The organism is Oceanobacillus sp. FSL K6-2867, assembly GCF_037963145.1.
Classification (GTDB): Bacteria; Bacillota; Bacilli; order Bacillales; family Amphibacillaceae; genus Oceanobacillus.
The window spans coordinates 4,015,214-4,039,787 of the sequence record NZ_CP150144.1 but is presented as its reverse complement, the minus strand read 5'-3'; the positions used below and the strand labels follow the sequence as shown (position 1 = coordinate 4,039,787).

Below are 24,574 nucleotides of genomic sequence, written 5' to 3'. Positions count from 1 at the left end.
TTTATTCACCTCTAGAATAACGTGTTAAAGTCTTTCCACATTAGTAATCGTACGTTCGAGTTCGGTAAAACCATCAATCATTTCAAGAGCAGCATGAATTACCTTTTCTGTATGAACGTATTCTGTAGAAATTGTCACAATCCCAATTTTTGTGCGCTGCCACAGATCATGGTAATCCAATTCTGTAGCAGCAACATTAAAATTGTTCTGCAGCTTCGCAAGTATTTTTTTGATAATTGTTCGTTTAGCCTTTAGTGAATGCCCTTCATACATGATACATTCTACTTCAGCATAGACAATCATTTGCGCTCAATTTCCTGCATAACGAAAGCTTCAATAATATCGCCTTCTTTAATGTCATTGAAATTCTTGATTGTTATTCCACATTCATAGTTTTGCGCAACTTCTTTTACATCGTCTTTAAAACGTTTTAACGCAAGCAGTTCTCCTTCATAAAGGACAACCCCGTTACGGATTATTCTTACACCGGCATCACGTGTGATTTTGCCATCTGTAACGTAGCTTCCTGCAATGGTACCAATTTTAGATACCTTAAACGTTTCACGGACTTCTGCCTGTCCAATAACTTTTTCCTCGAACTCAGGATCAAGCAATCCTTTCATCGCTGATTCAATTTCTTCAATCGCGCTATAAATCACACGATGCAGACGAATATCTACTTTTTCAGATTCTGCTGCTTTTTTCGCATTAACATCCGGTCGAACGTTAAATCCGATCACAATTGCATTGGATGCGGACGCAAGAATAATATCAGATTCTGTTATCGCTCCAACTCCGGTATGAATGATTTTAATTTTCACACCTTCCACTTCGATTTTACGTAGTGAAGAAGCCAGTGCCTCAACAGATCCTTGTACATCTGCTTTTACGATAATATTCAGGTCTTTCATTTCACCTTGCTTGATTTGTTCGAACAAATCATCGAGGCTGACTTTCGTTTGCTCTCCACGGCTAGCAACCAGATGTTGTTGCTGGCGCGCTTCTCCAATTTGACGTGCTTTCTTTTCATCGTCAAATACAAGGAATTGATCTCCAGCCTGTGGCACATCATGCAGTCCAGTAATTTCAACTGGTGTAGAAGGACCAACTTCATTCACGCGCTTACCAATGTCATTAACCATTGCACGAACACGTCCATACGTATTTCCTACAACAATGGCATCACCAACACGTAAAGTTCCGTTTTGAACAAGTAATGTGGATACAGAGCCTCTACCTTTATCTAACTGTGCATCAATAACAGTACCAAAGGCATTTGCTTTCGGATTCGCTTTTAACTCTTCAACTTCTGAAACGAGTAAAATCATCTCTAGCAAATCATCAATACCTTGATTATTTTTTGCAGAAATATTCACGAATATCGTATCTCCGCCCCAATCCTCTGGTATCAATTCGTATTCTGTTAATTCTTGCATCACGCGATCTGGATTAGCTGCTTCTTTATCAATTTTGTTAACTGCAACAATAATTGGTACTTCAGCTGCTTTTGCATGGTTGATTGCTTCGACAGTTTGCGGCATTACACCATCATCCGCAGCTACCACAAGAATTGCTATATCTGTAACCTGTGCTCCACGGGAGCGCATGCTTGTAAACGCTGCGTGACCAGGCGTATCAAGGAATGTAATTTTTTTGTTATTAATCGCTACTTGGTATGCTCCGATATGCTGTGTAATTCCACCCGCTTCGCCCGCAGTAACTTTTGTATGGCGTATTGAATCAAGTGTCGTTGTTTTCCCATGGTCAACGTGCCCCATTATCGTAACAACGGCTGGTCTTTCAATTAAATCTTCTTCTTTTTCTTCAACGACATATTTATCGAAATCAGTATCTTCTAAAATAATTTCTTTTTCTACTTCTACATTATATTCGCCACAGATTAATTCGATTGCATCATCGTCTAAATCTTGATTTTTTGTTGCCATAACACCAAGAAACATTAATTTTTTAATAATTTCTGCAGGCTCTTTATTTAATTTAGTTGCCAGCTCACTTACTGTTAATGTATCGTTGTAAACAATTTTAGATGGTGTTTCTTTAACAGCTTTTTGTTCGTTTACAACCGGCTGATTGCCTTTTCTAGACCCCTTTTGTTTCTTCTTATATGGGTTCGTTTTTTGCTGCTGGCCTTTTGATTGAGAATGGTTTTTCCCTTGCTTAGCCGATGGATTGGAATTCTTTTTTGATTGATTATTTCCTTGACTCGGCTTTTTAATATCTGGCTTTGACTGTTTAGACTTATTCGCATTGAATTTTTCATCTAATTTGCGAACTGTATCATCTGAAATTGTTGACATGTGATTTGACACTTCAACATTTAAATCTGTTAAATAGTTAATTATTTCCTTGCTTGATGTATTGTTTTGTTTTGCATATTCATATACACGTATTTTACTCATACGTTCACCCCCGAATTTGATTACCCGAGTAACGATTTTATCTTCGTAGCAAACCCCGAATCTAAGATCGCAATCGCTACTCTTTGGGACTTTCCAATAGCATCTGATAATGTATCACGATCATCTGCTATTCTAAAAGGTACTTCATAGTAGTTACATTTATCTGTTAGCTTCTTCTTCGTCTGTGGTCCAATATCAGAAGCTATAATAACCAGCTTTGCTCGATTGGAGCGGATATCCTTGAGAATAGTTTCTTCACCTAGTGAGCATCTTCCAGCACGGTAAGCGAGACCAATCATATTTAAATAGCTATTTTTCATCGATTTTACCATTAATCAAAGTTTTAAGTTCTTCAAAAATAGCCGGATCCACTTCTGCATTTAAGGTACGGCTAAGCACATTCGATTTCTCTGCTTTTGAAATAACATCCAAATCAAGCGAAAGGTATGCACCTCGACCATTTTTCTTTCCACTAGGATCCACAAAGACCTCTCCTTCTTTGTTTCGAACGATTCGAATAAGATCCTTTTTTGGCTTCATTTCATTTGTTACAACACATTTTCTTTCAGGTACTTTTCTCTTTTTCACCATTTATGAGTCCCCCTTATTCAAAAAGATCCTCATTATTGTCAGAATAGGAATCTTGTGGTTCCGTTTTTAATAGACCCTCTTCTCTTGCTTCTGTTTCACTTTTAATATCAATTTTCCAGCCTGTCAGCTTAGCAGCAAGCCTTGCATTCTGACCTCGTTTTCCAATTGCAAGGGATAATTGATAATCTGGAACAATTACAGTTGTAGCCTTTTCTTCTTCATTAACTAATACTTCTATAACTTTAGAAGGACTCAGTGCATTCGAAACATAAACAACTGGATCTTCTGACCACTCAACAATATCAATTTTTTCTCCTTTTAATTCATCAACGATTGCTTGCACACGCTGGCCTCGCTGACCTACACAGGAACCAACTGGATCTACTTCTGGATCTTGTGCGTATACGGAGATTTTAGAACGGTCACCGGCTTCTCTCGCAACCGATTTGACTTCCACTGTTCCATCAAATATTTCAGGCACTTCCATTTCAAATAAGCGTGTTAAAAGTCCAGGATGTGATCTTGAAATATAAATTTGTGGTCCTTTGCTCGTATTCTCCACTTTCGTTACAAATACTTTTAAGCGATCATGTACATGATATTCTTCTGTTGGCATTTGTTCAGCCTCAGCCAGCTTTGCTTCAATTTTGCCAAGGTTAACATAGACAAACCGTGAGTCTTTTCGTTGAATGATTCCCGTCATAACATCTTCTTCACGGTCAATATATTCAGAGAAAATAACCCCTCGTTCTGCTTCCCTGACTCGCTGTGTAACAACTTGTTTTGCCGCTTGTGCTGCAATGCGACCAAAATCCTTCGGTGTTACTTCAACCTCAATAATATCTTCAGCTTCATAATTAGGATCAATCTTTCTTGCTTCATCAACCGAGATTTCAAGTTGTGTATCTTCGACTTCTTCTACGACTGTTTTTCTAGCAAAAACACTCATTTTACCTGATGCTTCATTAAGTTCAACTCGAACATTTGTAGCAGATTTAAAGTTTTTCTTATAGGCAGAAATCAAAGCGGCTTCCAATGCTTCCATTAAAATTTCCTTTTCAATTCCTTTTTCCTTTGCTAAATTATCAATCGCATCAAACAACTGATTGCTCACCAGTTTTTCCCCCTTTTAAATTAGTAAAAAACTTGGTCGTTACCAAATTTTATAACGAAAGCCTTCGTACGTAACTGATTTCCTTAATAGAAAACTTGGCGTTCGCCAAGCTAGGCGAGTGCCTTAGTTGCACTTATGCAGCATAAAAAGTTTATACTTTCTTATCTGCCAGATTATTTAACGCTTATTATAATGTAACCGCTAATCGTGCTTTGGCTATTTTATCAAATGGTATTTCCACCTGTTTTTTACGTGTTTTTACTTTGTATTCAATTGTAGCTATATTGTCATGGAAAGCTTTTAGAATACCCTCATACTGTTTTTCCCCTTCAATGGGTTCGTATAACTTGACGTATACATTTTTTTCGATGTTTTTCTCAAAGTCTTCTGTCGTTTTAAGCGGGCGTTCCACTCCAGGCGAGGAAACTTCCAGGAAATATGCTTCTTTAATCGGGTCGGCTTTATCCAGTTTTTCACTTAATTGTTCAGAAACTTCTCCGCATTCAGCAATATCAATACCGCCAGCTTTATCGATGTACACACGAAGGAACCAATTTTTACCCTCTTTCACATATTCGATATCGACGAGTTCAAGGTTTTTTTCTTCTACAATTGGAAGTACCAATTCCTCTGTTGTTTTAATTACATGGGAGCTCAATTTCCATCCTCCTTTATTAACTTCAATTGTATTACTCATTATGAACTATCTTCTCCAACTTCATCTGAGCGCATCCAAATCAATATAAAACCCCTGCCTAAAATTGGGGCGAGGGGAATTGTACGGGTGGATAATCAGATATGAAGAAAGAGTGGGTGTGCACCCACTCTTTAGACCGTTCGTATCCTTACTTTCCAAAAAATAGTATAGCATAAAGTGTTAGCTTGTGCAAGAATAACAGCGCAGGCTAGACTGCTAAAACAACGAAAGCTGGTTTTTTTCTTCCATTCCTTCAAGGCATCCGTGATTATCAAGATATTCTAATACAGTTTTAGAGATTTTACTTCTTTCTCTTAAATCTTCTTTTGATAAAAATTCTCCCTCTTCACGTGCTTTTACTATATTCAATGCTGCATTTGTTCCTAATCCATCTACAGCATTAAATGGAGGAAGCAGCGAGTTGCCATCTACAATAAAGTCTGTTGCGCTTGACTTGTATAGACCTACTTTTTGGAATGAAAAACCACGCTCACACATTTCAAGTGATATTTCCAATACTGTAAGCAAACTTTTTTCCTTAGGTGCAGCATCATTGCCTTTAGCAACGATAGTATCTATCCGATCCCGAATTGCCTGAGAGCCTTTAATCATTGTATCTAATTCAAAATCATCTGCACGTACCGTAAAATAAGCAGCATAGAACAGAATAGGGTGATGCACTTTAAAATATGCTATGCGAACTGCCATCAATACATATGCAGCTGCATGGGCTTTCGGGAACATATATTTAATCTTCTTACAAGATTCAATATACCAGTCCGGAACACCATGCTTCTTCATTTCTGTAATCCATTCGTCTTTCAGCCCTTTTCCTTTACGTACGAACTCCATAATATTAAAAGCAAGGGAAGGTTCCAAACCTTTGTGCATTAAATAAACCATAATATCATCTCGACACCCAATAACATCTGGCAACTCACATATGCCATCATTTATCAAGTCCTGAGCATTGCCTAACCATACATCCGTGCCATGCGATAGACCTGAAATAATTAGCAGCTCCGCAAATGTACTCGGCTTTGTGTCCTCTAGCATTTGCCTTACAAACTTGGTCCCAAATTCCGGAACTCCAAGTGTACCGGTCTTACAATTAATCTGCTCTGGTGTAACTCCGAGTGTCTCTGTTCCTGAGAATATTTTCATTACTTCATCATCATCTGTCGGAATCGTCATTGGATCAATGCCACTTAAATCCTGAAGCATACGGATAACTGTTGGATCATCGTGTCCGAGAATATCTAGTTTTAACAAATTATCATGAATGGAATGGAAATCAAAGTGTGTTGTTCGCCATTCACTGTTACGATCATCTGCTGGGAACTGTATTGGTGTAAAATCAAAAATTTCTTTGTCTTCAGGTACAACAATAATACCACCCGGGTGTTGTCCTGTAGTCCGTTTTACACCAGTGCACCCTTGGACAAGACGGTCCACCTCTGCATTTTTATAAACTAATTGTTTATCAGAAGCATAGCCTTTTACGTAACCATAGGCAGTTTTTTCAGCAATTGTACCAATCGTTCCGGCGCGATACACGTAATCCACTCCGAATAATTCCTTCGTATAGTTATGCGCACGAGGTTGATATGCACCAGAGAAGTTTAAGTCGATATCCGGAACTTTATCTCCCTTAAATCCAAGGAATGTTTCAAATGGGATGTCCTGTCCATCTTTTTTCAGAGCTGCATCACATTGCGGGCAGTTTTTATCTGGCAAATCAAAACCACTCGCAACAGAGCCATCTGTAATAAATTCATGGTAATGGCAGCCCCCGCATACATAATGCGGTGGCAGAGGATTTACTTCTGTAATTTCTGTCATCGTTGCAACAAAGGAAGAACCTACAGAACCCCTTGACCCTACAAGATAACCATCATCTAATGACTTTTTAACAAGCTTGTGAGAAATTAGATAAATAACAGCAAATCCGTTACCTATAATACTTTCCAGTTCTTTTTCAAGACGATCGATTACGATTTGTGGCACAGGGTCCCCATAAATTTTCTTGGCTCGTGTATAACATAAATCACGCATTTCCTGTTCTGCACCTTCGATTGTTGGTGTATATAAACCATCTTTCACAGGTGAGATATCCTCTAGTTCATCTGCAAGTGCATTAGTATTCGTTATAACAATTTCGCGTGCTACTTCCTCCCCTAGAAATTTAAAGCAATCTAACATATCATTTGTCGTACGAAACGGTGTATCAGGTAATGTTTGTCTGTTCAAAGGATTACCAGCCTGTGATGCAATCAATATTTGCCGGTATAATTTATCATGGTCATCCCTATAATGTACATTTCCTGTAGCAACGACAGGTTTGTCCATTCTCTTTCCAAGATCAACAAGCTTTTTAATAATGTCAATAATTTGCGACTCGTTTTGCACAAGGTCTTTTTCCACGAGATGTGCATAATTGGCCGGCGGCTGAACTTCAATATAATCATAAAACTCAGCTACCTCTTCTGCTTCCTCCGTAGATTTTTGCATCATTGTTTCAAAAACTTCACCTTTATCACATGCTGTTCCGACGATAAGCCCTTTGCGAAATTTTTGTAAAAGGGATCTTGGTATCCGTGGTACTCGGTAAAAATAGTTAATATGTGCATAGGAAACAAGTTTATATAAGTTTTTCAGACCCTCTTGTGTCTTAGCTAGAAGCGTAGCGTGAAATGGGCGAGAACGCTGGTAAGCATTCCCCTCACCCATATGATTATTTAATTGGTTATGATTCCGAATGTCTTTTTCTAATAATTTTTGAACAAGCTTCCATAGTAAGTAACCGGTAGCTTCCGCATCATAAATAGCACGGTGATGCTGAGTTAGTTCAATATCTAAATGCTTGCACAGTGTATTTAATCGATGATTTTTTAATTCGGGCAGCAGGAATCTAGCAAGCTCCAGCGTATCCATAACTGGGTTTGCAGCCTTTTCATAATTAATTCGTTTCAGACCCTGGTTTAAGAATCCCATATCAAAGCTTGCATTATGAGCAACAAGTATGTCTTCTCCCATCCAAGCATGGAAATTCATTAAAACATCTTCGACTTCTGGTGCATCTTTAACCATATCATCCGTGATACCAGTTAATTCAATGGTCGTTTGCGATAATGGATGGTGCGGGTTTGCAAATGCCTCAAAACGATCAACAATTTCACCTCTATGGATTTTTACTGCTGCAAGTTCAATAATCGTATCATATACAGCTGATAGCCCCGTTGTTTCAACATCAAAGACAACGAACGTATCGTTCTCTAAGTCTCTATCTGAGTCGTTGTATGCTATCGGCACACCATCATCAACAAGGTTCACTTCAACCCCATAAAGCACTTTAATATTATTTTTCTTTCCTGCCGCATGTGCTTCTGGGAATCCCTGTACACCAGCATGGTCAGTAATTGCAACTGCACGATGTCCCCATTTTGCAGCTTGTGTGACTAATGCTTCTGCGGAAATAACAGAATCCATTTGGCTCATCGTTGTATGTGCATGCAGCTCTACTCGCTTTTCATCAGCAGGAGCGCTATCCATCCGTTCGTCTACTTTGATTTCATGGATATCATTAGCCATCATTGCAAGTTCATTCGTATACATATCTGTCTGAATACTGCCTCTTGCTTTAACCCACATCCCTTTCTTAACAGCTGCAAATTTTGCTGCGTCCTCATCGTTTTTAGAGAACATTTTTATTTGTAATGAATCTGTATAGTCAGTTGCCTTAATAATTAAAAGACTTCTTCCTGAACGCAATTCACGAACTTCTGCTGAGAAAATATAACCTTGTACTGTAATTCGGCGCTCTTCTTCCAAAATCTGCTCCATCGTAATTGCTTCATCTTTAATGTTATATCCAATCATGAAAGGTCCATTATCTTCAGTATCTTTTTGCTTGTCACGTTTTACTTTCTCCTGTACGGTTTTTTGAACTAGCTGTTGGTCTTCAAGTGCTTTTTGCTCTCTAAACTTCTGCATATCCATCGCATCCGCTTTTACTTGAACATCAAGACTATAGGAGAGTGAACCAATTCGTGAACAAAATGTTTTGAACTCTGGTTCTAATTTTCGTTTAAGCGCAGTTGCTTCAGCATCATTTCTTGCGGTTAACATAATCTTGTTATTGTTAACTTCAGGAGTTTGCGTTTGTACAAGCTCTTTATAGGCCGGTGATATTTGTGTCATTGAGGTAACAAAATGCTTCCAGTAGCCGGTAATCGTATTGCTATCACAAGCTTGTTCATTTGTAATCAATGTCAGCTCCACTTTAGCTATCTGCTGGAACGATTCTCTTAGCTTAACTGTAAAAATTTGATATACTTCAATTGGCAAAATACGTGCTACACAAATATAAAAATGCCAAGTCTTTGTTTTTTTGTAGACTTCTAATTTATCTAGGTAGCTATCTTGAAAATAGTTTACTATGTAATCATCGGATAATTGCAGCTGCTTCAATAATAAACTCATTTTCTCTTTTTTCGATATATCCATTTATTATGCCTCCTTCAGCTAAACAATTACATAGGTCGTATACACTTACAGTAACAATGTAAACCCTTGTCAGAAATAAGACAAGGGTTTTAATTCGTGACGTACCTATTTATTTTATCATGCATTAAGAGGCTGGGACAAAAATATTTTTATGAAGTAAAAACCGAACATGATTGGTGTAAATAATTCGCACCGGAAAATATACTCCGCGCATCAAATAGCAGCTGGTAAGACCCCTTGTTCTATCGAACTACGTTGTCTCACCTATGCTTTTCCTCTCGCAGGGGTCTACGTATATTTCTACACTAAGTTTGTGCATCGTTCGTCTTTAACATGAAACACTTTCGATACGTCCCAACCTCCTTCTAATCGCTTAAAAACTTAAAAACATGGATAGGGATAAGAAATCCCTACCATAAAAGTTATTTTATAAAAATAATCTTTGGATGTCATTCCAGGTTACCACAATCATCAGAAGCATTAGAAATGCAAATCCAACGAAATGGAATATACCTTCCTTTTCTGGTGCAATTGGTTTTCCACGTACAGCTTCCAAACCAACGAACAATAGTCTTCCACCATCAAGCGCAGGCAATGGAACAAGATTTACAATTCCAAGATTGACACTTAACATTGCAGTCCACAATAAGAGGTTCATAAAACCTGTCTGTACTACTTGATCTGTTGTATCATAAATTCCTACTGGACCTGATAGTAAATCAAGCGAAACCTGACCTGTTACAAGCATCAGTAAATTCGTTAAAATTAATCTTGTTATTTCATAGGTTTGTTCAAAGCCATATGTCAGTGTTCCGAGAACTGTTTTTTCAAACGCCTGATAGACTCCTATTTGACCAACAGTAATCGGTTCCCCCTGCTGATCTACTGTCTCAGCTGAATTTGGAACAACGGTTAACTGTTCTTCAGCTCCATTACGCAATACAACCATGCTTAATTCTTGGCCAGGATTTTCTCTAACGATTGAGGTAAACTCTTCCCATGTTGAAACTGAGGTCTCTCCAATCCGAATCACTTCATCATTCGCTTGAAAACCTGCTTCTGCAGCTGGGGAGTCAGCCTGGATCTCTCCCATTTGTGCTTCATCAACTGGAGTACCTTGTACGACCCCTAAGATAATAAAAATAACAATCGCTAAAATAAAGTTCATCATTGGCCCTGCAAATAATTGCATTGCTCGCTGACCGATGGACTTCGAAGCAAACTGACGATCATACGGTGCAATTTGCGTTTCTCGCTCGTCCATAATAAAAAATGCTTTTTGGTCAACTTCAAAGTGCAGTTTCTCATCTTCTTCACCGATTTCATATCCCTCAATAAACAAACGATGATCAAGATCAACATGCTCTACTTCAATCACTCTGGCATTTGGATGTTTGGATTTGTTATTGACGATTATTTTGTTTACCTTACCCTCATCATTAAACTCAAGTCCAATATGATGTCCTGGCTTTAACTCAATGATTTCTGGGTCTTCGCCTGCTACTCGTACATAGCCACCTGCAGGAATAAGACGAATCGTGTATAACGTTTCATTCCTGACAAATGAGAAAATCTTCGGTCCAAATCCAATTGCAAATTCACGAACAAGCATACCTGCTCGTTTTGCAAAAATCATATGTCCCCATTCGTGGATAAAAACGAGTAATCCAAACATAAAAATAAATGCAATTACAGTCGTCAATAGAAGCACCTTCCTTTATTGGAGCAAATCTATTTTTACACATTTGTAATGTTACTTGTACTCCGATAAAATTATATTCTTACTTTTAGTTAAGTTTAACCTCTTTTTCACAAGTTGTACAAGTTTTTCTGTGAAACATGCTTGCTCTTTACTCCATTCCGCCTAAACAAAATGAATAAAATGAAGCAAAGGAATAACAAATAACATGCTGTCAAACCGGTCTAGTATACCACCATGTCCAGGTAATATGTTACCAGAATCTTTAACGCCATAATTACGCTTGAAGGCAGATTCAACAAGGTCACCAATCTGTCCAAAAATAGAAGCGAGAATCGTAACACCTACAACTGTCACCAACGAGTGTCTAAATGGTTCCACAAGGTGGAAAACGATAGCGACAGCACATGCAAGCACAATTCCACCTAATGCACCTTCAATCGTTTTATTTGGGCTGATTGTTGGCCATAATTTACGCTTTCCAAAAGCACGGCCAAATAAATAAGCGCCTGTATCAGTAGACCAAATAATGAAAAATGCGTAAAGAATATTGCTTAAAGCATGATTTCCATCTCTCGTTTCCAGTAAATAATAGAAACCGAGTCCTACATAAAAAGAGGCTAAAAGAATAAAACCTACATGATCAAATGTGAATTGGTTTTTAACTAATACCGTATACGCCAGCAACAACAAAATGATTAATGCAATCATTTCAAATTTAGAAAACCAGCCTATTGTTAGCAAGATTGACGAGCCAGGTATTAAGATTAGCCACAATAATAGAACAGCTAGTAGGTAAGGAACAATATAGCCTCCTATGTTGCGCATCCTAATTAACTCCACTAGCCCTACTGATGCCATCACATACACAAGTATTGTAAAAGGAAGTCCGCCAAAAATGACGAAGGGCAAAAATATAGCTAGTGCAATTAATGCGGTTATCGTTCGTTGCTTCATAAACCTTTCATCACCTTAAATACCTCCATATCGTCTTTTCCGCTGCTGATATTCATACAGTGCGTTAAAAAAGGTTGTTTCATTAAAATCCGGCCATAGGGCATCTGTAAACCAGAATTCAGTATATGCCAGCTGCCAAAGAAGGAAATTACTCAATCTTTGTTCGCCACCAGTGCGAATAAGCAAATCAGGATCTGAAAGACCATTGGTATATAAATATTTTGAGAATAGATTTTCATCCAGTGAGTCAATCGATATTTTAGAGCAATCTAAATCATTCATTATTTGCTTAACGGCATGCATGATTTCAAACCTGCTTCCATAATTCAAAGCAAAGTTTAAAAGCAGTCCATCATTATCTTTAGTTTTTTCCTTCGCATACTGAACTGCATCTCTCGTATGTTTAGGCAGTGCATCAAAATCACCAATTGTTTCAATACGAACATTGTTTTCGATAAGCCCCGGTAAGTATATATGTAGAAACTCTTTTGGAAGCTTTAAAATAAAATCAATCTCCGATTTTGGCCTTTTCCAATTTTCTGTGGAAAACGTATATAACGTAAGGATTTTAACATTGGCTTTCACTGCTGCTTTTACAATTTTATTAACTGTACTAACGCCTTCTTTGTGTCCTGCTATTCGTGGAAGCCCGCGTTTTTGTGCCCAGCGTCCATTTCCATCCATAATAATTGCAACATGATCCGGAGCGCTTTCCAGATTTGCCATTTCTGTTTCTTTCAATTGTTTATTAAAAAAAGGAATTTTCATCGACATAGTCTGTCCCCCGAATGTTGTTCATCTATACAATCCTTTTAACATCATTATTACGAATGAAAAGGAATAATTACATAGTTCCAACAGGTTGAATCTACATTATAACATGATAATACTTTTTTATTATACCGATAATCAAGCCAGAATACAAAAGCTCTCTTAAATAAGAGAGCTTTTATACCTTACTCTGAAATTTAATAAATCATACATCCAAAGAAAATGGATTAAAATGTCTAACAGACAACCATTAAACTTCCATAATTTCTTTTTCTTTGTTTTTTGCCAGCTGATCAATTTGTTTAATATGATCATCTGTTGATTTTTGGACATCATCCTGTAGACCTCGCAGATCGTCTTCTGTAATTTCACCATTTTTCTCTGATTTTTTTAAGTTATCATTTGTATCACGACGAATATTACGAATTTGAACACGAGATTCTTCCGCATACTTACCAACAACTTTTACTAAATCTTTTCTTCTTTCTTCCGTTAGAGGCGGAATGCTTATACGAATCATATTTCCATCATTGGAAGGTGATAAGCCAATGTCAGCAATCTGAATTGCTCGTTCAATATCAGCTAGTGCTGTTTTGTCATAAGGAGTGATTGTTAAGAGTCTTGCTTCTGGAGCTCCAACATTCGCTAACTGGTTTAATGGTGTTGACGCACCATAATAGTCAACATAAATACTGTCTAATAGACTTGGGTTTGCTCTTCCAGCTCGAACAGATGCTAGATTTTTGGAAAACGCTTGGACAGCTTGTTCCATCTTTTCTTCCATTTGATTTAATATTGTTTTTGACATATTCTATTTCCCCCTTATTGTCGTGCCGATGGTTTCCCCTTCGACAACTCGTTTAATATTTCCTTCTTCCGTTATAGAAAATACAATTAATGGGATATCATTATCCATACATAATGAAGAAGCTGTAGAATCCATTACTCCAAGACCTTCATTAAGCATTTCCAAATATGTTAGGCTATCATACTTTTTGGCATCCTTATTTGTTTTTGGATCAGCTGTGTACACTCCATCAACATTATTTTTAGCCATAAGAATCACTTCTGCTTCGATTTCAGCAGCTCTTAATGCTGCAGTTGTATCAGTTGAAAAATAAGGATTACCTGTTCCTGCCGCGAAAATGACAACACGCTTTTTCTCTAAATGGCGAATTGCTTTTCTCCTTATGTATGGTTCAGCAACTTGACGCATTTCAATGGAAGTTTGCACTCTTGTCTGAATCCCAATTGTTTCAAGACCGTCTTGCAATGCAAGTGAGTTCATAATTGTTGCTAACATTCCCATGTAGTCAGCCGAAGCACGATCCATCCCCATTTCGCTTCCTACTTTTCCGCGCCATATGTTTCCTCCACCGACGACAATAGCTACCTCAACACCGAGTTCTGCTACTTCTTTAACTTGTTCTGCGATGGACCCGATTGTTTTTGGGTCAATTCCATAGCCTTGCTCACCACTTAAGGCTTCACCACTTAATTTTAACACAATTCTACGGTACCGTGCTGTTGTCATAATAACCTCCATAGAAAATTAATAATTATTTTGCTGATTATGTCTAAAAATGTTTGTAAAACGGTTGTAAAATAGGGAACACATACATGTTCCCTATTTTAACCTTGTCCTTGTATAGTAAATCATTTAAGCCTTATTTTTTAATTTGGCTCATTACTTCATCCGCAAAGTTTTCTTCGCGTTTTTCCATTCCTTCTCCTACTTCATAGCGAACGAATGATTTAACTGTTGCACCTTTATCAGCAACATATTTTTTCACTTTTTGATCTGGATCTTTAACAAAGCTTTGCTCTAATAGAACGATCTCTTCAAAGAATTTCCCTAAACGGCCTTCAACCATTTTTTCAACGATATTTTCAGGTTTTCCTTCGTTAAGTGCTTGTGTTTTTAATACTTCACGCTCACGATTTACTTCTTCTTCAGAAACTGCATCACGTGACACATAACGAGGATTTACAGCTGCAACATGCATAGAGACATCTTTTCCAACTTGCTCATCTGTTGTTCCCTCAATTAATGATAGTACTCCAATACGGCCACCCATATGAAGGTATGCACCAAATGCATCGTTATCCGTTTTTTCTACAACTGCAAAACGGCGTAGAGAAATTTTTTCTCCAATAGTAGAAACTGCAGTATTGATGATTGTTTGCAATGTTTCTCCTTCACCATTTAGCTTTTGTTCTAAAGCTTCTTCAACATTTGCTGGTTTTTCTTTCACAATATGCTGTCCTAATTGTGTTAGAAGGTTTTTGAATTGATCATTTTTCGTAACAAAGTCTGTTTCACAGTTGACTTCAAGGATTGCTGCTGTATTGTTATCAATCTCAATATGTGTTAATCCTTCAGCTGCAATACGGTCTGCTTTTTTTGCTGCTTTTGCAATACCTTTTTCACGCAGGTAGTCAATTGCTTTATCTATGTTACCATCAGTTTCCTGAAGTGCCTTTTTACAATCCATCATCCCAGCACCTGTTTTTTCACGTAATTCTTTAACCATTTGAGCAGTAATAGCCATTGCTTTGTCCTCCTTCGAATAATAACCCTTTTAATTTCAGTCTTTAAAAAAGGTGATAAAAGGTTTCCATCCTCTTATCACCCCACCTTTTCTAAGATTACTCTTGAGTTGATTCTGCAGTTGCTTCAGCAGCTTCTGCTACTCCTTCAGTAGCTTCCTCTGCTTTTGCTTCCTCTACTACTTCTTCTGTTTCTTCACCCTGTTTCACTTCTAAAATAGCATCTGCCATTTTTGAAGTCAAAAGTTTAACCGCACGGATTGCGTCATCGTTTGCAGGGATAACATAATCGATTTCATCTGGATCACAGTTAGTATCTACAATTCCGATGATAGGAATGTTCAATTTATGTGCTTCGGCGATAGCGATACGTTCTTTACGTGGATCAATCACAAACAAAGCATCTGGAAGCTTTGTCATTTCTTTGATTCCACCTAAGAATTTCACTAAACGATCTTTTTCTTTTAATAAATTAACAACTTCTTTTTTCGGCAGAACTTCGAAAGTTCCATCTTCTTCCATACGTTCAATTGATTTCAAACGATTGATACGTTTACGGATAGTTTGGAAGTTAGTAAGTGTACCACCTAACCAACGTTGGTTAACATAGTACATTCCAGAACGAATTGCTTCGTCTCTCACAGAATCCTGTGCTTGTTTTTTTGTACCTACGAATAGAATAGTACCGCCATTTGCTGCGATATCTTTCACGTAGTTATATGCTTCATCAACCTTTTTTACAGTTTTTTGTAGGTCAATGATATAAATGCCGTTACGCTCTGTGAAAATATATTTTTTCATTTTCGGATTCCAACGGCGTGTTTGGTGTCCAAAGTGTACACCCGCTTCTAACAATTGCTTCATAGAAATTGCTGACATGTTAATTCCTCCTAATGGTTTTTTTCCTCCGTTCAGATCATCTTCGCATGTAGACCATTTTTAATAGCACCAAACATACAAATTACTGAACGTGTGTATTATAAAACTTGTTCATTCTATGAAAATGGACATAGTATTTACACCAAAAGTTACTATACCATAATGATTTGTTGATATCAAGCTTTTACTGCATTTTTTCATGTAATTTTATAATTATTTCCGCCTCTGTTTTACCACAATTTAATTTCCTAGCTATTTCACCAACAGGAACACCTTGATTATGCAATTGCAAAACTCTCGATTCCAGCGATGCTTCCACTGTATCGCCAGCATCTTCAGGAATGGGGAATATTTCAGGTTCCTCCATTGTATCTGCCTCTGTTCTTGCCTGTCCCATATTCGAGTTTTCATTTGTTTTTTCATTATCCCGTAATACTCTTTGTAATCGGTTATTTTCAGCTTTTACTTCTTGTAAATACGTATCAAACAGTTTGATTATCTCATCCATATCTTGTTTCTTTACGTTTTGCAGCTGTTGAAATAGCATATAGATTGCAAAAAATGCAATAAAGTGCAATAAAAAACTAATGATGATTAAGAGTGAAATCATATACTTTCTCCTTTAGAATACTTCCCTATTTTTAATTAGCAAATACTTGCATTTTATTGAGCGTTTTTCGCAGCTTAAAGATAGATCTTTTATGTATTTGCGATATTCTTGAGGTTGTTAACCCGAGAACCTGTCCGATTTCAGTAAACGTTAATTCTTCATTATAAAAGAGGCTGACAACAAGCTGTTCATTTTTATTTAACATCTTTATTCCTTGAATGAGTTCATTGTTAAGTTCGTTTTTCATGATATGACTTTCAGGTAATATTGAGGAATTATCGGGGATCGAATAACCTACCCCTTCTTTCAATTCACTTGAACTACCTTTTGGTTTTTCTTCAATTGAGAGAACATTGCTGAAAAGAGAATCTTTAATCGCTGTTTCTACTTCCTCTGCTTTAATTCCCAGCATTACAGCTATTTCGCCTGAAGTCGCTTCTCGCTGATGCGTTTGTTCGAATTGTTCTGCTGCCTGTTCTACTTTTTTAGCTTTTTCTCGTATTGATCTAGGAAGCCAGTCTTCTTTTCTTAATCCATCAATTATCGATCCTCTTATTCGAAAGGAAGCATACGTATCGAATTTCAAATCACGAGTTGGGTCAAACTTCTTCAACGCGTCATAAAGCCCAAGCAGCCCAAGGCTTCTAACATCTTCTTTACTTACACTTTTGGGGAGTTGGCTTGAAATACGTTCTGCATGAAAATTGACAAGATACATGTAATTGACAATTAATTCGTTCGCTGCTTCACTGCTTTTATTCATTATCCAGTCATCCCAAAGCTTGTCTTCAAGAGGAGAATTCCCTGATTTCATTTTGTTTGCCCCTCCTTTTCCGTTAATATATAAGTATTTACTCAATCATTTTGTGCAATAAAATAAGATGAAACAACTCGTTCCGCCACACTTCAAATGGTTTATCAGCAGATATACGCTCCATCCATAATTGACACTAGTTCGGAGTTTCTTTCAAATACGAATTTAAAAAGTTAACCGAAATCAAGTGAAACTGGAATTGGGTATTGTTTTGCGTACTTAGTTTGTTTACTCATTAAGATAGTTGTGTTTTAAATATAGAATTCTTCTTTATTTACTTTACGTATTTTTAATTGGCCTGTTTCTGGATCAAATTCAATTGTTCTTCCAGCGTTTCCACCAACATCAGAGGCGATAACAGGAATCCTGAATTCCGCTAGTTGTTTCTCAACTGCTTCCACATTTCTTGGACCGATTCGCATAATATCTGAACCAGAATTCATTTGAAACATTTGTGCACCGCCTGCTATTTTCGCCTTTAGTGCATATTTTCTTGCACCTTTTTCAAGGAGCAGATTAATTAAATAAGGAATTGCTGTATCCGCATATTTATACACATTCAGTTTAGATTGCTTTGCCAATGCTGAATCTGGAAGCAAAACATGGGAAAGACCCGCAATTTTTTTTGAAGGATCGTACACGATTACACCAACACATGAACCAAGGCCTGAAGTTCGAATTAAATCGGGAGCTATTATAACTTTTAAGTCAGCAATTCCCACTTTCACTACTAAGCTTGTTTCATTCATAATCGTAAATTCCTAACGCACTAAATATTTTGGCGAAAGACTCTGGGTCTGGTAACAAAAAGAAATTTCCTTGTATATCTTTATTTGTTCCATCATGACTAATTTCTGTATTTATGACAATGGCGTAATCTGAAATCTGAGAGAGTTCCAGTAAACCAACTGTTAATACAGCTCCTGCCATATCAATTCCCAAATATGGCACAGAAGGCTTCATATTAATACTTGTAAAATCTGATAAAGCGGTAAGATAAGATCCTGTAACAATATTCCCGATTTCCTGTAGTGCTGATAATGCCATCTCATTTTCTTGTTCAGAATGAAACAAAGAAAAGTCTGGATCATTTGTCAATTCACTAACAAAATACTCAGCTTCTTCAATTGTAAATATTAAATAAACTGTTCCTGGAGCTTCTCCTTGAATACGAAACAATAAACACACAATTGTATTCTCAGAACCACCTGTTAATTCCATAATTTCATCAAATCCAGCAATACTTACAGAAGGAACGTTCATTTCAATTTTCTTATTTAATAATGCGGATAGGGAAGTAGCTGCATTCCCTGCACCTATATTTCCGATTTCTCTAAGCACATCTTTCTGAATCGTTGTTAACTGTACAAATTCCATTGTTTAGCCTTCCACAACGTTCATTGCATTTTTTTCCTGTGATGATAATACTTTTTCCAAATCAAGCAAAATGAGTAATCGGCTGTCAATTTTAGCAACACCTTCAATATAATCCGCATTAACCGTTCCAATAACTTCTGGAGCCGGTTCAATCAGTTCTTTCGAAATATCGATTACATCATTTGCTGCATCAACAATCAAACCTACTTCTATTTCGTTCATTTGAGCAATAATAATCCGTTTCTTCTCATCAAAATCCGTTTCTTTCATCCCGAATCTTAAACGTAAATCAATTATCGGAATGACAATTCCACGCAGATTTATTACACCTTTTACATATGGTAAGGTTTGAGGCACTCTAGTTATTGGCTGGTGTCTCTCAATAGATCCAATTTGACTAACCGGAACCGCATATTCTTCATCTTGCAATTGAAACACAATCATTTTTTGATTGGATGACAATCCGTTTTCCAATTCAATTCCCCCTTATAAACCTTTATTTTGTTAATTTATTAAGCATTGATCCAAACTGATTTAATAAAAGCTCCTGGTTAACATATCCTGTTTGGACAGCTGCTTTTGGCATACCATATACAATTGATGTTTCCTCCGCTTCAGCGAGAACTATTGTATTGGGATCCTGTTTTTTCATTTCGACAATCCCGGCTGATCCATCATTGCCCATTCCGGTTAATACAATCGCAATCTTGTTTATTCGTTTTAAACCAGCTGCCGAGCAAAATAATGTATCTACTGATGGCCTGTGTCCTTTTACAGGCTCGTCCTTTGATAGACTGATAGCATGAGCAGTACCAATTCCATTAATTGACATATGAAAATCTCCAGGAGCAATATAAGCAGTACCATTTTCAATAATTTCACCATGCTCAGCCTCTTTCACACGAATCGGGCTAAGAGTATTTAAACGTTCCGCTAACGATTTTGTAAATCGAGCTGGCATATGCTGAACAATTAAGATTGGTGCAGTAAAAGAATCGGATATATTAGTAAGTACTTGCTGGAGTGCTCTAGGCCCTCCAGTCGATGTGCCTATCGTAATGATTGTCTTATCAAAGTTTTTTGGAACTGGAGTTTTTATATGATAATCAGCCGCTTTGCGCAATGGCTTTTTATGCAATTTAACTTGTGAAGCTGTAATTACTTTCGATATAATTTCTTGTTGGATTTTCCGTATATCTAATGAAATTGATCCAGATGGTTTTGCAATAAAATCTACCGCTCCATTAGATATTGCCTGAATCGCCTTTGTGGTACCCTCTTTCGTTTCACTTGAAAGCATCACAACTGGAGTTGGCTGTTCTTTCATAATGATTGAAAGTGCTTTAATCCCATCCATTATGGGCATATGCACATCTAATGTTACGACATCTGGCTGAAGTTTTTGTATCTTCTTTATTCCATCTTCTCCATTACGCCCTGTTGCAATCACGTTCACTCGTGGATCGCTTGCGAGGATATCAGAAATTATTTTTCTCATAAAGGCAGAATCATCGATAACGATAGCACGAATTTGTTTCATAATAACTACATCTCCATCAATTGTTTTAATCGCTGAACGAAGGAAGAAGTTGTTCGATTCACTTGTTTTGTTTGCGTTACATAATTGTATGTAATCTCTTTTAATGCTTTAGCTGCTTTAGATTTTTCATTGTATAACGTATAAGGTATTTGTCTTACAATCGCCTGTGCAACAACCTTATCATCAGGAATAATCCCCATTGAATGAATTTTCACATGTAAAAATTTAGTCACAACAGCTTTAAAACGTTCTAATGATTTCAGCCCATCTTGATAATTCGGAGCACGATTTAGAATGACATGGAGCCGCATATCGTGCTTGCGATTAACAACGTGCTTAATCATGCCATAAGCATCTGTTACAGAGGTCGGTTCCGGTGTTGTTATAACAATACATTCATCTGAAGCTAGAATAAAAAATAAACTCTCCTCTGTAACACCTGCCCCCATATCAAACAAAATATAATCATAAGTCTGAGCTAACTCCATGTATTGTTCGTAAAAATAGGAACGGTCCGATTCATCCATTTGGAAGAAATTTGATAATCCGGAACCTCCAGCTATGTAAGACAGACCATTTGGTCCTTGTTCAATAACTTCGTGAATGGATAAACGTTCTTCAAACAGATTAACAATTGTTTTCTCTGCACGGTTACCTAACAAAATATCAATATTCCCCATCCCTACATCCAAATCAATAAGCAATATTTTTTTGCCATTGTTTATAAGCTGCAGGGAAAAATTCAAAGCAAAATTGGACTTGCCTACACCGCCTTTTCCGCTAATAACTGCCAGTGTTTTTGCTTGCCCTGATTGATTGCGGCGATCAAGCTTTCGTCGCAGTCCCTCTGCCTGATCATGCTTCAACATAATCACCTACCACAAGCTTGCGAATTACTGGATTATCTGCTTCAAGCAAATCATCAGAAACATCTTGACCATTTGTTAAATAAGCAATTCCAATCTGCTTTTCCAATGCAATATTTAGTAAACTTCCATATTGTCTCGTTTCATCAAGTTTTGTGAAAATAACACCTGATATCGATAGATGCTCGAATTGCTCATATATTTCTAGAATGTCTTTTGGCTTTGTCGTTAAAGATAAGACTAGATAGGTTTCCATTATCGACATATCAATGGTTGCTTTCAGCTCATTTATATATTTCGGATTACGGAAGTTTCTGCCTGCTGTATCAACAAAGATTGCATCATAGCTTGAAAGTTTAGTAATCGATTGGTGATAATCATCGATACTGTAGGCAACCTCAAGTGGGACATTTAAAATCCGTGCATATGTCTTTAATTGCTCCACTGCAGCAATTCGATACGTATCAGCTGTTATAAAAGCAACCTTTTTATTGTTTTCCAGCATCATCTTCGCTGCAATTTTTGCAATGGTTGTCGTCTTTCCCACCCCTGTCGGCCCAACAAATTGAATTATCTTCTTTTCTAATGGTTTAGGTGCTAAAACGCTATTTAACTTCTCCTCTATTTCTAAACCAATAGCATTCATAACAGAGTCAACTTCAATACCATCTTGTTTTTCTAATACTGATTCCACAATCTCCTGAGCCAGCTTAGGGTTAACCTCTTGTTCAATCAAATGCTCATAGGCAACTTGATAGGAAGGAGAAAAGTTTAACTCTTCCTGTCTAGACTGCACTTCAATCATTTTTTTCAAATTTTTAATTTCCTGCAGCACGTCATCGTTTTTTAACTTCATTGCAGTTGTTTTATTTATTCTAGGCAATTCTTCCACTTTTTTAGGATGTTTTTTCGGCATTATCAGATTAGGATCAAGAGCTGCAACAACTTCAATCTGTTTCTTTTTAAAAATACCAAACATCCCACGCTGCTGGATTTCTTTGGAATTAAGAATTACTGCATCAGAACCTAATTCTTTTCGAACCTGATTCATCGCTTCAGGCATAGTGGCAGCTATATATTTTTTTACCTTCATGCTACATTCACCACCCCAACACTTTGTACCTGAACATCTGGTTCAAGTTCGTTATAGGAAAGCACAATTACTTGCGGTAAGAATCTATCAAGCAATTGCTTTAAATACATTCGAACAGCAGGTGAGCAAAGTACAATGGTAGACTCTTCTTGAAGTGCAAGCTTCTCTGCTTCTGTATGAATCGTCTTAATAATCTCCTGCTGGGAGTCTGGATCAAGCGCTAAGTAATTGCCATGTTCCGTTTGTTGTATATGATCAGCAATTAACTTCTCAACTTTACCCGAAACTGTAATTACCTTCATCTGCATATCATCACCCGCAAACTGCTTCGTAATCTGTGAAGAAAGTGCTTGTCTCACATATTCCCCCAGAAGCTCAGTATCATTCGTCATTTTTGAAAAATCAGCCAATGTCTCAAAAATAATCGGCAAATTACGTATGGAAATATTTTCTCTCAGCAATTTAGCAAGCACTTTTTGTATATCACCAATTGCTAGTGGTTCAGGCGTTACTTCATCAACCAAAATTGGATAGCTTTCCTTCATATGATCGATTAATTGTTTCGTTTCCTGTCTGCCCAGCAATGTATGTGCATGTCGTTTAATCACTTCAGTTATATGCGTAGACACTACGGAGGGTGGATCTACAACCGTATAGCCTGATAGCTCTGCTTCATCCTTATGTTCTTCACTAATCCATTTTGCAGGTAGTCCGAATGCCGGTTCTTTCGTATCAATTCCTTCCATCTCATCATCACTGAAATCTGGTGCCATTGCTAAATAATGATCTAATAAAAGTTCACCGGCGGCGACTTCATTACCCTTAATTTTTAACCGATATTCATTTGGGTTTAATTGAATATTATCTCGAATCCGGACCACTGGAATAACAATTCCTAGTTCAATAGCCAGCTGTCTTCGAATCATTATAATTCGATCCAATAAATCGCCACCTTGATTTGTATCTGCCAATGGAATAAGTCCATAACCGAATTCGAATTCAATTGGGTCCATGCTTAGAAGACTGACTACATTTTCAGATGACTTCATTGCAGAGCTCTCTGTCTGATCCTCTTCTTCTTCTGTTTGTATTTCCGGCGGCGCTTCAGATTGCTTCTGCAGGAAGTATCCACTGAATGCTAATATAGCAGCTAACAATGTGGTTAAAAAGAAATTGATTGGGGTTAGACCGAGAAGGAAAATCGTACCCGCTGCTATATATAATAATTTTGGGTATTGGAGTAATTGTCCTGTCACTTCTGTGCCAAGATTTCCATTACCAGCTGATCGCGTAACAACAATTCCAGTAGCTGTTGACATGAGCAATGCTGGAATCTGGCTCACTAAACCATCCCCAACAGTTAAACGGATAAAAGTATTAACAGCTTCTCCAAAAGGCATGCCCATTTGTACAATACCAATAATTAATCCAAAAACAACATTGATTAAGACGATAATGATTCCCGCTATTGCGTCACCTTTAACGAATTTGCTCGCACCATCCATCGAGCCATGAAAATCTGCTTCACGTTCCACTTTTTCACGACGTTCTCTTGCTTGACTTTCGGAAATCAAACCAGCATTTAAATCTGCATCAATACTCATTTGTTTACCTGGCATCGCATCTAGTGAAAATCGTGCAGCTACTTCGGAAACACGCTCCGACCCTTTTGTAATAACAAGAAAGTTTATTATTACTAATATAATAAATACAACAAAACCAACAAGTGGATTATCTCCAATTACAAATGATCCAAAAGTATCGACAACCCCACCAGCTTCTGCATCTGCTAAAATCGATCTTGTAGTCGAAACATTTAACGCAAGGCGAAATAGTGTTACGAGTAAGATAATCGTTGGAAATACAGAAAACTGTAATGGCTCCTGTGTATTCATTGCTACTAAGATAACCATTAGCGCTAATGTGATATTTATTAAAATCAGCACACTTAACAGCCATCCCGGAAGTGGAATGACTAACATGATAATTACTAATATAACTGCTAAAAGTACTGATAAGTCCCGCGCTTTCATTTATGTCTCTCCTTACTTGTTGTTTCGACTATTCTCAACTTTAAAACTGTATATTCT

23 protein-coding genes are annotated in these 24,574 nt (G+C 37.3%); all 23 read right to left on the bottom strand.

The window, feature by feature from the left end:
• Positions 1-24: 24 nt before the first annotated feature.
• Positions 25-303 (bottom strand): DUF503 family protein, encoded by a 279-nt coding sequence (locus NSQ77_RS19545; RefSeq protein WP_339227746.1) that lies wholly within the window; start codon positions 301-303, stop codon positions 25-27.
• On the bottom strand, positions 300-2,420 hold the full coding sequence (infB, locus tag NSQ77_RS19540; protein WP_339227745.1) for a translation initiation factor IF-2: 2,121 nt from the start codon (positions 2,418-2,420) through the stop codon (positions 300-302). Before infB ends, NSQ77_RS19545 begins: the two co-directional genes overlap by 4 nt.
• 20 nt (positions 2,421-2,440) lie before the next feature.
• Positions 2,441-2,740, bottom strand: coding sequence for a ribosomal L7Ae/L30e/S12e/Gadd45 family protein (locus NSQ77_RS19535; protein WP_339227744.1), 300 nt, complete (start codon positions 2,738-2,740; stop codon positions 2,441-2,443).
• Complete coding sequence (locus tag NSQ77_RS19530; protein WP_339227743.1) at positions 2,730-3,011, bottom strand: YlxR family protein; 282 nt, start codon at positions 3,009-3,011, stop codon at positions 2,730-2,732. The genes NSQ77_RS19535 and NSQ77_RS19530 overlap by 11 nt, the downstream gene beginning before the upstream one ends.
• Before the next feature lie 13 nt (positions 3,012-3,024).
• A complete protein-coding gene (gene nusA / locus NSQ77_RS19525; protein ID WP_339227742.1) occupies positions 3,025-4,125 on the bottom strand; it encodes a transcription termination factor NusA in 1,101 nt (366 codons plus the stop codon).
• Between the two features lie 187 nt (positions 4,126-4,312).
• Positions 4,313-4,783, bottom strand: coding sequence for a ribosome maturation factor RimP (rimP, locus tag NSQ77_RS19520; RefSeq protein WP_339231101.1), 471 nt, complete (start codon positions 4,781-4,783; stop codon positions 4,313-4,315).
• A gap of 255 nt (positions 4,784-5,038) precedes the next feature.
• Positions 5,039-9,328 carry a PolC-type DNA polymerase III gene (locus NSQ77_RS19515; RefSeq protein ID WP_339227741.1) on the bottom strand — a complete coding sequence of 1,430 codons (4,290 nt, stop codon included), beginning with the start codon at positions 9,326-9,328 and terminating at the stop codon, positions 5,039-5,041.
• A gap of 427 nt (positions 9,329-9,755) precedes the next feature.
• Positions 9,756-11,030 carry an RIP metalloprotease RseP gene (rseP, locus tag NSQ77_RS19510; RefSeq protein ID WP_339227740.1) on the bottom strand — a complete coding sequence of 425 codons (1,275 nt, stop codon included), beginning with the start codon at positions 11,028-11,030 and terminating at the stop codon, positions 9,756-9,758.
• 162 nt (positions 11,031-11,192) lie between these two features.
• Entirely contained in the window at positions 11,193-11,984 is a 792-nt protein-coding gene (locus tag NSQ77_RS19505; RefSeq protein WP_339227739.1) for a phosphatidate cytidylyltransferase, read from the bottom strand.
• A gap of 15 nt (positions 11,985-11,999) precedes the next feature.
• Positions 12,000-12,758: an isoprenyl transferase gene (locus NSQ77_RS19500; RefSeq protein ID WP_339227738.1), complete on the bottom strand. Its 759-nt coding sequence runs from the start codon at positions 12,756-12,758 to the stop codon at positions 12,000-12,002.
• A 247-nt stretch (positions 12,759-13,005) separates the two neighbouring features.
• Positions 13,006-13,563: a ribosome recycling factor gene (gene frr / locus NSQ77_RS19495; RefSeq protein WP_339227737.1), complete on the bottom strand. Its 558-nt coding sequence runs from the start codon at positions 13,561-13,563 to the stop codon at positions 13,006-13,008.
• A gap of 3 nt (positions 13,564-13,566) precedes the next feature.
• On the bottom strand, positions 13,567-14,289 hold the full coding sequence (pyrH, locus tag NSQ77_RS19490; protein WP_339227736.1) for a UMP kinase: 723 nt from the start codon (positions 14,287-14,289) through the stop codon (positions 13,567-13,569).
• 133 nt (positions 14,290-14,422) lie between these two features.
• A complete protein-coding gene (gene tsf, locus NSQ77_RS19485; protein WP_339227735.1) occupies positions 14,423-15,307 on the bottom strand; it encodes a translation elongation factor Ts in 885 nt (294 codons plus the stop codon).
• Between the two features lie 97 nt (positions 15,308-15,404).
• Entirely contained in the window at positions 15,405-16,184 is a 780-nt protein-coding gene (gene rpsB / locus NSQ77_RS19480) for a 30S ribosomal protein S2 (RefSeq protein ID WP_339227734.1), read from the bottom strand.
• 184 nt (positions 16,185-16,368) lie between these two features.
• Complete coding sequence (locus NSQ77_RS19475; RefSeq protein WP_339227733.1) at positions 16,369-16,794, bottom strand: hypothetical protein; 426 nt, start codon at positions 16,792-16,794, stop codon at positions 16,369-16,371.
• Positions 16,795-16,825: 31 nt separating this feature from the next.
• Entirely contained in the window at positions 16,826-17,608 is a 783-nt protein-coding gene (locus NSQ77_RS19470) for a FliA/WhiG family RNA polymerase sigma factor (RefSeq protein ID WP_339227732.1), read from the bottom strand.
• A 251-nt stretch (positions 17,609-17,859) separates the two neighbouring features.
• Entirely contained in the window at positions 17,860-18,357 is a 498-nt protein-coding gene (locus tag NSQ77_RS19465; RefSeq protein ID WP_339227731.1) for a chemotaxis protein CheD, read from the bottom strand.
• Complete coding sequence (locus tag NSQ77_RS19460; RefSeq protein ID WP_339227730.1) at positions 18,350-18,985, bottom strand: chemotaxis protein CheC; 636 nt, start codon at positions 18,983-18,985, stop codon at positions 18,350-18,352. The genes NSQ77_RS19465 and NSQ77_RS19460 overlap by 8 nt, the downstream gene beginning before the upstream one ends.
• Before the next feature lie 3 nt (positions 18,986-18,988).
• Positions 18,989-19,459 (bottom strand): chemotaxis protein CheW, encoded by a 471-nt coding sequence (locus tag NSQ77_RS19455; protein WP_339227729.1) that lies wholly within the window; start codon positions 19,457-19,459, stop codon positions 18,989-18,991.
• Positions 19,460-19,481: 22 nt separating this feature from the next.
• Positions 19,482-20,525, bottom strand: coding sequence for a chemotaxis response regulator protein-glutamate methylesterase (locus NSQ77_RS19450; RefSeq protein WP_339227728.1), 1,044 nt, complete (start codon positions 20,523-20,525; stop codon positions 19,482-19,484).
• A 5-nt stretch (positions 20,526-20,530) separates the two neighbouring features.
• Positions 20,531-21,391: a MinD/ParA family protein gene (locus NSQ77_RS19445; protein ID WP_339227727.1), complete on the bottom strand. Its 861-nt coding sequence runs from the start codon at positions 21,389-21,391 to the stop codon at positions 20,531-20,533.
• Positions 21,381-22,484, bottom strand: coding sequence for a flagellar biosynthesis protein FlhF (flhF, locus tag NSQ77_RS19440; RefSeq protein WP_339227726.1), 1,104 nt, complete (start codon positions 22,482-22,484; stop codon positions 21,381-21,383). The genes NSQ77_RS19445 and flhF overlap by 11 nt, the downstream gene beginning before the upstream one ends.
• Entirely contained in the window at positions 22,481-24,517 is a 2,037-nt protein-coding gene (gene flhA / locus NSQ77_RS19435) for a flagellar biosynthesis protein FlhA (protein ID WP_339227725.1), read from the bottom strand. The genes flhF and flhA overlap by 4 nt, the downstream gene beginning before the upstream one ends.
• Between the last annotated feature and the right edge of the window lie 57 nt (positions 24,518-24,574).